Origin of the sequence: Streptomyces sp. NPDC059850 (genome assembly GCF_042731515.1) — a bacterium.
Lineage (GTDB): Bacteria > Actinomycetota > Actinomycetes > Streptomycetales > Streptomycetaceae > Streptomyces.
The window spans coordinates 90332-103291 of record NZ_JBHWJI010000032.1; the positions used below are offsets into that span (position 1 = coordinate 90332).

Genomic DNA, 12960 nt, shown 5'->3' on the forward strand with positions numbered 1-12960 from the left:
GACGACGATTCGCGAGGAGCGACGAGTACGTGATGAATGAGGAAAAGCTCCTCGGATATCTCCGCCGTGTGACCGCCGACCTGCAGGAGGCGAAGCTGCGCGTGCGCGAGCTGGAGTCCGGCAGCCGGGAACCGATCGCCATCGTGGGCATGGCCTGCCGCTACCCCGGCGGCGTCAGGTCCCCGGAGGGCCTGTGGCGGCTGGTCTCCGAGGGCACCGACACCGTGTCCGGCCTTCCCGAGGACCGTGGCTGGGACGTGGACAGCCTCTACGACCCCGACCCGGACCACATCGGCACCGCGTACGCCCGCGAAGGCGCCTTCCTGTACGACGCCGCGGACTTCGACCCCGCCCCGTTCGGTATCTCCCCGCGCGAGGCGCTGGCCACCGACCCCCAGCACCGCCTGCTGCTGGAGACCTCATGGGAGGCGTTCGAACGGGCCGGAATCGCCCCGTCCGCGCTGAAGGGCAGCCGCACCGGCGTATTCGCCGGAGTGATGTACCACGACTACGCCGCCCGGCTGCGCTCCGTACCCGACGATGTCGCCGGGTACATCGGCAACGGCAACTCGGGCAGCATCGCCTCGGGACGGCTGGCGTACACCTACGGGCTGGAAGGCCCCGCGGTCACCCTCGACACCGCCTGCTCGTCCTCGCTGGTCGCCCTCCACCTCGCCGTGCAGGCACTGCGTTCCGGGGAGTGCACCATGGCCCTGGCCGGCGGTGTCTGCGTGATGTCCTCCCCGGTGACCCTGCTGGAGTTCTCCCGGCAGCGCGGCCTCGCACCGGACGGCCGGGTGAAGGCATTCGCCGCCGCCGCCGACGGCACCGGACTCGGCGAGGGCGTCGGCATGCTGCTGCTGGAACGGCTCTCCGACGCCCGGCGCAACGGCCGCCCCATCCTGGCCGTCGTACGCGGCACCGCCGTCAACCAGGACGGCGCCTCCAACGGTATGACGGCCCCCAACGGCCCCTCCCAGCAGCGCGTCATCCGACAGGCCCTTGCCGACGCCCGGCTCTCCACCGACGAGATCGACGCGGTCGAGGCCCACGGCACCGGCACCCGGCTGGGCGACCCCATCGAGGCCCAGGCCCTGCTGGCCACCTACGGCCAGGACCGGCCCGAGGACCGGCCGCTGTGGCTGGGCTCGGTGAAGTCCAACATCGGCCACACCCAGTCGGCCGCCGGTGTCGCCGGCGTCATCAAGATGGTGATGGCGATGCGGCACGGCGTACTGCCGCGCACTCTGCACGTGGACGAGCCCTCACAGCAGGTGGACTGGTCCGAGGGCGCGGTGGAGCTGCTGACCGAGGCGCGGAAGTGGCCGGAGACCGGGCACGCGCGGCGCTTCGCCGTGTCCTCCTTCGGCATCAGCGGCACCAACGCGCACGCCGTCGTCGAACAGGCACCCGCCGCCGACCCCGCCGACCTCGCCCAGCCCACCGTCCGCACCACCACGGTGCCCTGGGTACTGACCGCCAAGTCCGAGGAAGCGCTGCGCGCCCAGGCCACCCGCCTGCGCACCCACCTCGACACCCACCCGGAGAGCACACCTCAGGACATCGGCCTGTCCCTGACCACCTCCCGCACGCCCATGGACCACCGCGCCGCCGTCGTGGCCGCGGACCGGGACACCTTCGCCGCCGGTCTGACCGCACTCGCCGAGGGCGGGGAGGCGCCGGGCGTGGTGCGAGGGGTGGTCTCCCGCCGGGGCAAGTCCGCGTTCCTGTTCACGGGGCAGGGGGCGCAGCACGCCGGAATGGGCCGTGAGCTGTACGCGGCGTTCCCCGTGTTCGCCGAGGCCTTCGACACGGTGTGCGCCGGATTCCAGGGGGAGTTGGACCGGCCGCTGAAGGAGGTGGTCTTCGAGGACGCTGCCGCACTGGGCCGAACCGTCTACACACAAACCGGTCTGTTCGCTGTGGAAGTGGCGCTGTTCCGGCTGCTGGAGTCGTGGGGCCTGGCACCGGATGTCCTGCTCGGACACTCCATCGGTGAGCTGGCCGCCGCGTATGTGGCGGGAGTGTGGTCGCTTGAGGACGCGTGTGCGCTGGTGGCGGCGCGCGGGCGTTTGATGCAGGCGCTGCCCTCCGGGGGCGCCATGGTGGCGGTGCAGGCGAGCGAGACCGAGGTCGCCGAGGCCCTGACCGGCCTGGACACGGTATCGATCGCCGCCGTCAACGGACCGGCGTCCGTCGTTGTATCCGGTGACGAGGACGCCGTGCTGGAGGTCGCGGCCGTATTCACGGAGCAGGGTCGTAAGACCAAGCGTCTGACGGTCTCGCACGCCTTCCATTCCCCGCGTATGGAGCCGATGCTGGCGGAGTTCCGTCAGGTGGCCGAGAAGCTGTCCTACGATGCGCCGCGCATCCCTGTGGTCTCGAACCTGACCGGTGGGGTGGCTACCGCCGAGGAGTTGTGTACTCCGGAGTACTGGGTGCGGCATGTCCGTGAAGCGGTCCGGTTCGCGGACGGGCTCATGTCCCTGGACGAGCTGGGCGTACGGACCCTGATCGAGCTGGGCCCGGACGGTGTCCTGTCCGCGATGGGCCAGGAGAGCACCGACGCCCTCTTCGTGCCCGCCCTGCGCAGGGACCGCCCGGAGGCGCAGACCCTCACATCCGCAGTCGCCCAGGCGCATGTCCGGGGAGTCCCCGTCGACTGGGCGGCGTTCTTCACCGGGCGCGGTGCCAGGGCGGTCGAGCTGCCCACGTACGCCTTCCAGCGCGAACGCTACTGGCTGGACAACGGACTCCTGACCGGGGACGTGGAATTCGCCGGTCTGGGCACAGCGGACCATCCGCTGCTGGGCGCGGCGGTGGAACTGCCCGACACCGGTGGGCTGTTGTTCACCGGCCGGCTCTCGGCCGAGGCCCACCCCTGGCTGGCCGACCACGCCGTGGCCGGTGTCGTACTGCTGCCCGGTACGGCTCTGGTGGATATGGCGCTGCGGGCCGGGGAGAGCCTGGGCTGTGGCGAGCTGAGCGAGCTGACGCTGCGAGTGCCACTGGCCCTCCCCGCTGAGCAGGGGGCGGTCATCCTCCAGCTGGTCGTGGGCGCTCCGGACGAGCGCGGCTCCCGACTCGTCAGGGTGTACTCGCGTGCGGCGGGCGCCGACGGTGAGGCCGAGTGGACGCTCAACGCGGAGGGCCTGCTCTCCGCCTCCCCCGACGCCGCGTTCCCGTGGACACCTGGGGAGTGGCCGCCGCCCGGGGCCGAGCCGCTGCGGGTGGACGGGCTGTACGAGCGGCTGGCCGACGGCGGACTGGAGTACGGACCCGCCTTCCAGGGGCTGCGGACCGCCTGGATGCTCGGCGACGAGGTGTACGCGGAGGTGGAGGCGCCACAGTCGGTGGGGGACTCCGTCGAGGGCTTCGGGCTTCACCCGGCGCTGCTGGACACGGCGATGCACGGACTGAACCTCGGAGGACTGCTGGCGGACGACGGCCGGGGGCGGCTGCCGTTCTCCTGGAACGGGGTGCGGCTGCACCGCGCGAGCGCGACCACACTGCGGGTACGGCTGGCCCCGGCGGGGCCGGACACCGTGTCGTTCGCGGCCGTCGAAGCCTCGGGCGCCCCGGTGGCGTCCGTGGACGCCTTGGTACTGCGGCCGGTCAGCGCCGAGCAGCTGCGGGCCGGGGCCTACCGGAGGTCGCTGTTCCGGCTGGAGTGGACGCCGCTCGCGGTCGGGGAGGCCCGCGCCGCCCGCTGCGCCCTGCTGGGCACCGACGACACCGGGTTGCGCCGCGCGCTCACGGACGCGGGCGGTGCCGTGGAGGCGCACTCGGACCTCACGGCGCTCGGGGCCCGGCTGCGGGAGCCCGGCGCGGTGGTTCCGGACCTGGTCCTGGTCGGCGTACCGGAGCCTGCGGGTGACGAGAGCTCGGTGGAGCGCGCGCACCGGCTGGCGCGGGACATCCTCGGCCTGCTCCAGTCGTGGCTGGCGGACGAGCGGTTCGCCTCAGCCCGGCTGGCGGTGGTCACCAGGGGCGCGGCGGCACCGCCCCTCGCGGATCCGGCGGCGGCGACCGTCTGGGGACTGGTGCGCTCCGCGCAGGCCGAGCACCCCGGCCGATTCGTCCTGCTGGACCTCGACGGCGCCGAGGAGTCCGGCGCCGCGGCGCTCGCCGCCCTCGGCACGGACGAACCACAGCTGATCATCCGTCAGGGCACGGTGTCGGCGGCCCGGTTCGCGCGGGCGGCGGTCACCGGCCCGGTCGAGGCCGCGCCCCGGGCGCACGGCACGGTCCTCGTCACCGGAGGCACCGGAGCGTTGGGTGCCCTGGTGGCGCGACATCTGGTAGCCGAACGTGGCGTACGGCGGCTCCTGCTCACCAGCAGGCAGGGCGAGGCTGCCCCGGGAGCCGCCGATCTGGTCGCGAAGCTGCGCGAACTGGGCGCGTCCGTGACCGTCGCCGCGGTCGATGTCGCCGACCGGGAGGCGCTGGGCAAGGTACTGGCAGCCGTACCACGGGAACATCCCCTGACCGGTGTGGTGCATACGGCCGGTGTGGTCGCGGACGGCGTGATCGGCTCGCAGACCCCGGAGCGGCTGGCCTCCGTGCTCCGGCCCAAGGTGGACGGCGCCTGGCATCTGCACGAACTGACCGCCGACGCGGACCTCTCCCTGTTCGTGCTGTTCTCGTCGCTGGCCGGCACGCTGGGCGGCGCCGGGCAGGGCAACTACGCCGCGGCGAACGCCTTCCTGGACGCGCTGGCCGTGCACCGGCGGGCGAGCGGCCGCCCCGCGGTCTCCCTGGCGTGGGGCATGTGGGCGCGGCTCAGCGGAATGACCGGGGGACTGGGCGAGGCGGAGTTGCAGCGGCTGCACCGGGCGGGCCTGGGCGCCCTGTCGGACCAGGAGGGGCTGGCGCTCTTCGACGCGGCGAGCACCGGCGAGGACGCCACGCTCGTCCCCATGCGGCTCGACCCCAGCGGCCTCGGTGGGGAGTCGTCGGGTGATCTGCTGCCTCCGCTGCTGCGGGACCTCGTCCAGGCCCCGACACGCCGGACGCGGCCCGCCACCGAGACCGGCGGTCTGCGGCGGGCACTCGCTCAGGTGCCGCAGGACGCGTGGGAGCAGTTCCTCGACACGGCGGTGCGCGACCAGGTCGCGGCGGTGCTCGGCCACTCCTCCGGAGCGGTGATCGACGCCGGCCAGCCGTTCACGGACATGGGCTTCGACTCGCTCGGCGCCATCGAACTGCGCAACCGGCTCACCGCCGCGGGCGGCGTCCCGCTGCCCGCCACGCTGATCTTCGATCATCCGACACCGGCCGCGGTCGCCGCGCAGCTGCGCGGGCTGCTGGCGACGGCCGTCGCCGAGGACGCCGTACCGCAGACCGCGCTGCCCGTCGGCGCGCCCTCACCGGCCGGTTCCGTGGAGGCGCTGTTCCGGCAGGCGTGCGAGAGCGGCCAGTACAAGGACGGCGTGGAGCTGCTGATGGTGGCCTCCCGGGTCCGTCCCGCCTTCGACGCGGCGGACGCGGCCACGCTCGCGCCGAAGCCGGTGCGCCTCTCCCACGGACCGAGGCGGCCGTCGCTGGTCTGCTTCGCCGCCCCGGTGGCGCTGTCCAGCGCCCACCAGTACGCGCGGTTCGCGACGGCCTTCCACGACGTCAGGGACGTGTCGGTGCTGGTGCCGACCGGCTTCTCCGACGGCCAGGCGCTGCCACGGTCGGTCGAGGCGGCCGTCGCCGCCCAGGCGGACGCGGCACTGGCCTGCGCCGACGGGGGACCGGTGGTGCTGGTCGGGCACTCCTCCGGCGGATGGCTCGCGCACGCTGTGGCCGCACACCTGGAGAGCGTCGGCGTGGTGCCCGCCGGTGTGGTGCTGCTGGACACCTATCTGCCCGGAAACGACGTCGTCGACGGCTTCGCCTCGGTCTTCATGGACAGCATGTTCGACCGGGAGGGGCTGGTGGACGGCGTGAACTTCACCCGGCTGACCGCGATGGGCGGCTACTTCCGGCTCTTCGCGGACTGGGAACCGGCCGAGATCGCGGCCCCCACCCTCTTCGTCCGCGCCGGTGAGCGGATCGCCCCGGGCGAGGGGTCCGGTGCCCCTGCCCCGCAGGCCTTCTGGCGGCTGCCGCACACCGAGGTCGAGGTGCCGGGGAACCACTGGAGCATGATGGAGGGACAGTCCGCCGCCACGGCCCGGCCGGTCGTGGACTGGCTCGACCGGGCTCCGGACTGACGCCCCGGGCACCACGACAAGGCTCCGCCCCGACGCCGTACGGACGTCGGGGCGGAGCCCACGCGCTCTGACCGGCTCAGCTCACGAGAGCGGGTTCACGCTGTACAGCGGGAAGTACGACGCGATCCGGCCCGCGGCGTAGTCGTCGGCCAGCTTCGGCACCTCGTCGAAGTCGTAGGTGACGGTCGACCCCTCGGGAGCCATCCAGCCGCCCGCCTCCTGGAAGTCCCGGATGACCGGCGAGTCCGGCAGCCGCCACACATGCGTATTCACATGGATGTGCCTGCTGATGCACTCGGCGCCCCGCAGATGGGACAGCCGCATGCCCGCCTTCCAGCCGCAGGTGGTGACGACGCCCTCCCGGGCGAGGGCCTTCACGGTGACGTCGTACAGCGGTTCGCCGATGTTGTCCACGAAGATCGCGGCGCCCTGGCCGTCGCTCAGCTCGTCTACCACTCCGAGGAAGTCGGACACCGACTGCCGTCGGCGGGCTTGACGTTCCCGGTCCGCCCTGGCCTGGCGGGGCGGAAGAGAGAGATCAGGGTAGAGCCGGCGGTCCACCGGGACGATGCCGTGTTCGCGCAGGAAGGCGATACGCTCGTCCGAGCCCGCCGTCATCGCCACCCGGAACCCGGCACGCCGGGCCAGCATCAGCTCGGCGAACGCGACCCCGCCGCCCCAGCCGAAGACCAGATGGCTGGACGGGTCGTCGTCGGCGATCTGCGTCCGCCAGCAGCCGTACGCCTTCTGCCAGTTGTCCCATGCCGTGAAGTACCGGCCGTAGGTGGCCCACTGGGGCAGGGAGTAGGCGGTGTCGGCCGGGATGGGCAGCAGCACCCGGGTGTCCATCTTCGACCGCTTGGTCAGCAGACCGATGGTGTTCGGGGCGTCGTAGGCGTAGGCGAGTTCGGCGTAGCCGTACCGGTCGCACTTGCCGAACGGCAGCAGCAGACACAGGTCCCCCTCGCGGACCTGGACATCCCGGTCGGCCGCGTTCACCTTGAGGACGCGTACCACCCCCAGGTTGCCGAGGACCACGGAGTCCTCACCGCGGCTGCTGCACACATCGATCGGCGAACGGGCCAGCGCGTGATCGACATTGGCCTCCCAGGAACCGAGGATCGGCTCCACCAGTGCCTCACCCTCCTCCAGCGGACCGAAGGTGAACAGATCACGTCGCAGTGCGCCGCCCGGGCCGCCGTCGGGCGTGCCGACCAGCGAACCAGAGCGAAGCACCCAGGCTTCTGGCGAATAGATGACAACCTCCTAAAGTCAGGACTTCCCCATGCCCGGCTACCGGGCCACCGGTACCCGGTAGTTCACCGACACCCCGCCCCAAGCCTCACCCGCGCCGTAGGCGACGGCCCCGAGACGGCCCTCGGCGGGCAGGGAGCCCGAGTCCAGCTCGTCGGCGAACGCGAGCGGGACCGACGCCGAGGAGGTGTTGCCGAAGTGCGCGATACGGTTCACGAAGGGCACGCCGAGGTCGGCGGTGAACGTACGGACCTGCTCCAGAATGCGGCCGTTGGCCTGGTGGCCGACCAGCACCGTCGGCGCGGGCTCCCGCTCGGCGAGATACCGGGCCGACTCCGACATCCGGCGCACCGCACGGTCGTACACCTGCATCCCGTCGAGATGGATGCCGCCGGCGTCGGTCTCCCGCATGAGCCCCTCGCCGGAGCCGTCGCTCCCGGCGACATGGTGGAAGCGCGCGAACTCCTCGCGCCGCTCCAGCAGGACGGCGGCGGCCCCGTCGGCGAAGAGGCAGGCGGTCTGCCGGTCGGTCCGGTCCACCAGCCGGGACATGGCCTCCACCGAGCACACCAGGACCGACGACGCCTGCCCGGCGTCACAGAGCGACAGCCCGGTGACCAGCCCGTAGACGAAGCCGCAGCAGGCCGCGTTCATATCGAAGCCCAGCACCGACGAGGGCAGCCCGGCCAGCTCGGCCACCTTCTGCGCGATGCCCGGGACGCGCTGGCGTACGGACGTGGAGACCAGGACGAGGGCGCCGACGGACGACGGGTCGGCCATCCGGCCCACGACCGGCGCGCAGGCCTCCGCCGCCACCTCCGCCAGCGGGATGTCGTCGTCGAGCCAGCCGCGGGACGCGATCCCGCTGCGGCGCCTGATCCACTCGTCGGTGAGGCCGATCGCGTCGAAGTGCGCGTTGTCGATGGTCCGGCCCGGTTTCGCGGTGGCGAGATCGACGATGCCCGCACTCGTCACTGGTCGGCCAGCTTCACGAAGTAGGCGGTGAAGTCCTGGAGCAGACCGAAGCCCGCCGTCTCCGCCAGATCGGCCTTGACCTGCAACTCCCGCTCCATCAGCTGGGTCAGCTCGACGATGTCGAGCGAGTCCAGGTCGAGGTCGCCCACCGGCCGCTCCAGGTCGTCGTAACCCAGGGACGGGTCCCGCTCCCTCAGCTTGGTGAGCATGATGTCCGCTATCCGGTGTTCGATGTCGTTCATTTTTTCTCCTTGAAAGCCCTGGGGCGGTGGCTAGTAGGCCGCCAACTGGTAGAGCACGTCACCGGATTGGAGAACGGTGCCGACCGTCGCGGACAGCGCGGCGACACGGCCTCCGCGCTCCGCCACGATCTCGGTGCTCGCCTTGTCGGTCTCCATCACCGCGACCACGTCCCCCCGCTCGACGCGGTCGCCGACGGCGACGACCCACTCGACCAGCAGCGCCTCGGCGAGGCCGTGCCCGAAGCCGGGGACCCGGAAGTCAATGTGCTCCACGCTCACTTCATCATCACCAGAACCTCATCCGTGATCTCCCGCACGCCTATCAGGTAGTCGTTCTCGAAATCCGCCGGCGGATACGCGCGGCGGTCGGGGGCCAGCCGCCGGATCGGGCAGCGCAGCGAGTCGAAGCCGTGCTCGGCCACCGCGGCGGCGACCTCCGCACCGATGCCCGCGTATTTCGTCGCCTCGTGCACGATCAGCAGCCGCCCGGTCCGGGCCACGGACCGAAGGACCGTGTCCATATCCACCGGCGCCACCCAGCGCAGGTCCACCACCTCGACGTCCACCGTCGGGCTGAGCGCGTGCGCCGCCTCCAGGACCTCGTTCGTGACCGCGCCGAAGGTCACCACGGTCACGTCCGTGCCCGGCCGGACGATCCGGGCGGCCGTCGGCGACGTCGCCGGCGGGTCGCTGCGCGGGGGCGCGGTCCGGCGCCAGTAGAGCCGGATCGGCTCGTACATCACCACGGGCGACCCCAGCCCCACCGCGTACCGCAGGATCTGGTCGGCGTCCTCGCCTGTGGACGGATACGCCACCGAGATACCGGAGGCGGGCGCGAACAGCGCCTCGTTGGACTCGCTGTGGTGCTCGACGCCGCGAATGCCGCCACCGGACGGTATGCGCACCACCAGACTCGGGCTGATCTGCCCGTTCCAGCGGTGGCCGATCCGGGCCGCCTGCGTGATCAGCTGGTTCACTGCGGGATAGACGAACCCGCCGAACTGGATCTCGCACACCGGTACCAGCCCGCTGATCGCCATCCCGACGGCCTGGCCGACAATGGTGGACTCCGCCAGCAGCGAGTCCCGCACCCGGTCCTTGCCGAACCGCTGCTGGAGGCCCCGGGTGACCCGGAAGACCCCGCCCAGCCGTCCGATGTCCTCGCCGAGCAGCAGTACCTTCGGGTCCCGCTCCATCAGGTCGGCGAGGGTCGCGTTGATCGTCTCCGCCATGCTGGCGGGCCGTTCCAGAGCCATCACGCGTACCCCTTCATCAGCTGGCTCCGCAGCTCCCGCACCTCAGCGTCGACGGACTCCCGCCAGGCGGCGTCCACCACGCCCTCGGTGGTCAGCCGGTCCGCGTAGGCGGTCACGGGGTCCGACTCCCGGGTCCTCGCGATGTCGTCCCGGCTGCGGTACAGCTCCTGGGCGTCGGACGTCGAATGGCCGTGGACGCGTCCCACCGAGATCTCCACCAGATACGGCGACTTGGACTCACGTATGTGCCGGGCGGCGCGGGAGCAGGCGGTGAAGACGGCCTCCGGGTCCCGGCCGGACAACGCGGCGGACTCGATGCCGAAGCCCCGGGCGCGTTCGGCGACGGAGGTGCGCATCTGCTCGCCGGCGGGTTTGGAGATGGCCCAGCCGTTGTTCTGGCAGACGAACAGCACGGCGGCGGATTCGACGGCGGCCAGGTTCATCGCCTCGGACATGTCGCCCTCGCTGGTGGCTCCGTCACCGACGTAGACGACGACGAAGTCGTCCCGTCCCTGGAGCCGTTGCCCCAGCGAGTAGCCGACGGCGTGCAGGGTTTGCGCCGCCAGCACCAGCGTGTAGGGGAAGAAGCGCCGCTGCCACGGTTCCCAGCCGCAAAACGTGCGCCCGGCCCACTGCGCCAGCAGTTCGTTCGGGGCCACACCCCTCAGGAGAGCCACCGCGTGTTCACGGTAGCTGGGAAAGATGGCGGGTTCCGCTCCCACGGCCAGGGCGGAGCCCACCTGCGCGGCCTCCTGGCCCTGACAGGACAGCCAGAGGTCGAGCGCTCCTTGTTTCTGGAGCTGCTGGGCCTCCTCGTCGATGCCCCGTGCCACCAGCATGTGGTGCAGCAGGGACCGTTTCGTACCGTCGTCCAGCCCCTGCTCGGGTTGCGATCTTAAGGTCATCACGTTCGAACCCCCGTGTCTCTTGGGTGCGTTGCCGGTCAGTGGGTGGCTTCGGCCGATGTCGCGATCGGACCCTCGACGGGGGAGTGGGCGAACGCGCGTCAGAACCCGGCGCTGGTGTGTGTCGTGTGGTGAGGACGACTGCCGAAGTCGCGTTACGGCTGTCTGGGCGGCCGGGCGGGCACACGGCCCGTCATCGGCGGCACGGATCGGCCAGACACCAAGCACTGAACAGTCACGCGAATTCCTCCCCCGTCGCATGGGCAACTCGCGCCCACGCTGTACCGCACACTACCTAAACTGTGCCGGGTGACGTAGCGAGGGTCGCCCGAAGATGTTGCTCAGACAGGCTGGGTGGGAGTCAGCCGCGCCAGCCGGTCGGCGACGATGCCGGTCACCTCGGCCCGCCGGTCCAGAAGATAGAAGTGGCCACCCGGCATGGTGAACTCCTCGAACGCGCCAGTGGTGTGCTCGGCCCACGCGGTGGCGTCCCCGTCCGGCACCTTGGGGTCGTCCTCGCCGTTCAGCGCGATCACGGGGCAGCTCAGTGGCGGACCCGGACGGTACTGATAGCTCTCCACGACCTCGTAGTCGGCGCGGATCACCGGCAGCGCGAGCTGGACCAGTTCCTCGTTGTCGAAGACGCGCGGGTCGGTGCCGCCCAGTTGCCGCACCTGCTCGATGAGCGTCCGGTCATCCGGGCGCTCGCTGAACTCCCGCCGATGGCGGGACGGAGCGCCCCGCCCGGACACGAACAGCGCGACCGGCGGACGGCCCATGGCCTGGAGGCGCCGCGCCACCTCGAACCCCAGCACCGCTCCCAGACTGTGCCCGAATACGGCGATCCCTCGGTCGCTCCATGGCGTCAGCTCGGCGACCAGCCCCTCGGCGAGATCGTCGATCCGAGTCAGCAGCCGCTCGTGCAGGCGGTCCATCCGCCCCGGGTACTGCACGGCGAGGGTGTCGATCCGTGGGCCGAGCGCCTTGGCCAGCCCGGCGTAGAAGGACGCCGAACCGCCCGCGTGCGGGAGGCACACCAACCGAACCGGTGCGTCAGGCGCGGGCGAGTACCGTCGAATCCAAGGGGAGTTGGGGGTACTGCTGGCCGCGGTCATGTCACTCCTCGGTTCCTGAGGTTGCCTCACACCGACCATAATGATCCACAACTTTTCCCTGCGCGTCCGCTGTGAGCGTGCCCGTCTCACTCAAGGCGGTCACGAGAAGAGGGCTTTCGATGCGGGACGTGGCGCGTCACCCGGTCGGCGGGGGCCCCTCTCGGTTTGGTCAAGGTCGAAGACCAGTAGGTTCGTGTGGTTGAGGGTGGGGGCCGAGCCGAGCTGTAGGGGTGTGCATGGGTGATAGCCAGGTCACGATCAAGCTCACGAGTGACGAAGCGCTGGTGCTGTCGCACTGGCTGGAGAAGCTGCAGATGACGGACCTCAGTCGCGTTGTCGACGATCCGGCGGTCTGGACACCGATCCATCGGATTGCCGGAACGCTGGACAAAGCGCTTCCTGAGCTGTTCGCGCCTGACTATGACCAGCGGCTTGAGGCCGCTCGTCGGCGGCTTCGGCCGGTGGACTGACTGATCGGTCTGAACTCCTCACCTGGCCACGGCGGGTTGGGACTCGTAGAAGGTTCCGTCGCGGAGCATCGCGAAGAGGACGTCGGCGCGGCGCCTGGCGAGGCAGAGCAGGGCTTGGGTGTGGTGCTATCCCTGGGCGATTTTCTTCTCGTAGTAGCCCCAGGATGCCGGGTCGCCCAGGGCGGCGAATGCGGAGAGGAAGAAGGCTCGTTTGAGCTGCTTGTTTCTCTCCTGGAGGGTTGTTCGCCGCAGATGGAGGACCGGAACTGCGGGTTGCCGGGGCGAGACCAGCGTAGGTGGCGAGGTGGCCTGCGGTCGGGAAGGTGCTGCCGTCGCCGACCTCGATCAGGATGCGGGCTCCGGTCCTGACGCCGATGCCGGGCATGGACGTCAGGACTTTCGAAAGAGGGTGAGCCTCCAGCAGTTCCTCGACCAGCCTCTCAGCCATCCTCGGCGTTGCCCTCGCCGGGGCCGTCAGCGACCAAAGCCACGGCGTAGGTGCGGAAGCGGCCTCCGATACGGCATTACAGGCCACCGCGCTGG

At 71.1% G+C, this 12960-nt stretch carries 9 protein-coding genes and 1 pseudogene; 2 read left to right on the top strand and 8 right to left on the bottom strand.

From position 1 onward, the window contains the following. The first annotated feature begins 29 nt into the window (after window positions 1-29). On the top strand, window positions 30-6200 hold the full coding sequence (locus ACFV9T_RS25175) for a type I polyketide synthase (RefSeq protein WP_385444112.1): 6171 nt from the start codon (window positions 30-32) through the stop codon (window positions 6198-6200). Window positions 6201-6281: 81 nt separating this feature from the next. On the opposite strand, the gene ACFV9T_RS25180 is transcribed toward ACFV9T_RS25175, so the two are convergent. The 7 genes from ACFV9T_RS25180 to ACFV9T_RS25210 all read right to left on the bottom strand — a co-directional run bounded on the left by ACFV9T_RS25180 (window position 6282) and on the right by ACFV9T_RS25210 (window position 11869). Continuing rightward, window positions 6282-7436, bottom strand: a complete 1155-nt coding sequence (locus ACFV9T_RS25180; RefSeq protein WP_385444114.1) for a zinc-binding alcohol dehydrogenase family protein — start codon at window positions 7434-7436, stop codon at window positions 6282-6284. Between the two features lie 57 nt (window positions 7437-7493). Further along, window positions 7494-8429 (bottom strand): ketoacyl-ACP synthase III, encoded by a 936-nt coding sequence (locus tag ACFV9T_RS25185; RefSeq protein WP_385444116.1) that lies wholly within the window; start codon window positions 8427-8429, stop codon window positions 7494-7496. Then, window positions 8426-8671 (bottom strand): phosphopantetheine-binding protein, encoded by a 246-nt coding sequence (locus ACFV9T_RS25190; protein WP_385444117.1) that lies wholly within the window; start codon window positions 8669-8671, stop codon window positions 8426-8428. Before ACFV9T_RS25190 ends, ACFV9T_RS25185 begins: the two co-directional genes overlap by 4 nt. 30 nt (window positions 8672-8701) lie before the next feature. Next, window positions 8702-8944: a biotin/lipoyl-containing protein gene (locus ACFV9T_RS25195; protein ID WP_385444118.1), complete on the bottom strand. Its 243-nt coding sequence runs from the start codon at window positions 8942-8944 to the stop codon at window positions 8702-8704. 2 nt (window positions 8945-8946) lie between these two features. Continuing rightward, window positions 8947-9927, bottom strand: coding sequence for an alpha-ketoacid dehydrogenase subunit beta (locus ACFV9T_RS25200; protein WP_385444120.1), 981 nt, complete (start codon window positions 9925-9927; stop codon window positions 8947-8949). Next, entirely contained in the window at window positions 9927-10832 is a 906-nt protein-coding gene (locus ACFV9T_RS25205; protein ID WP_385444122.1) for a thiamine pyrophosphate-dependent dehydrogenase E1 component subunit alpha, read from the bottom strand. The genes ACFV9T_RS25200 and ACFV9T_RS25205 overlap by 1 nt, the downstream gene beginning before the upstream one ends. Window positions 10833-11173: 341 nt before the next feature. After that, window positions 11174-11869, bottom strand: a complete 696-nt coding sequence (locus tag ACFV9T_RS25210; protein WP_385444124.1) for a thioesterase II family protein — start codon at window positions 11867-11869, stop codon at window positions 11174-11176. A 314-nt stretch (window positions 11870-12183) separates the two neighbouring features. On the opposite strand from ACFV9T_RS25210, the gene ACFV9T_RS25215 reads away from it, so the two are divergent. Continuing rightward, window positions 12184-12417, top strand: a complete 234-nt coding sequence (locus ACFV9T_RS25215) for a hypothetical protein (protein WP_385444125.1) — start codon at window positions 12184-12186, stop codon at window positions 12415-12417. A gap of 18 nt (window positions 12418-12435) precedes the next feature. Here ACFV9T_RS25215 and ACFV9T_RS25220 read toward each other — a convergent pair. Then, a pseudogene (locus tag ACFV9T_RS25220) lies at window positions 12436-12960 on the bottom strand (transposase); the annotation flags it as partial.

What these genes read in the sequence shown, in the direction of transcription:
- ACFV9T_RS25190 (WP_385444117.1), bottom strand. Translation starts at nt 8,671, where the DNA reads ATGAACGACATCGAACACCGGATAGCGGACATCATGCTCACCAAGCTG.
- ACFV9T_RS25200 (WP_385444120.1), bottom strand. Translation starts at nt 9,927, where the DNA reads ATGGCTCTGGAACGGCCCGCCAGCATGGCGGAGACGATCAACGCGACC.
- ACFV9T_RS25205 (WP_385444122.1), bottom strand. Translation starts at nt 10,832, where the DNA reads ATGACCTTAAGATCGCAACCCGAGCAGGGGCTGGACGACGGTACGAAA.
- ACFV9T_RS25215 (WP_385444125.1), top strand. Translation starts at nt 12,184, where the DNA reads ATGGGTGATAGCCAGGTCACGATCAAGCTCACGAGTGACGAAGCGCTG.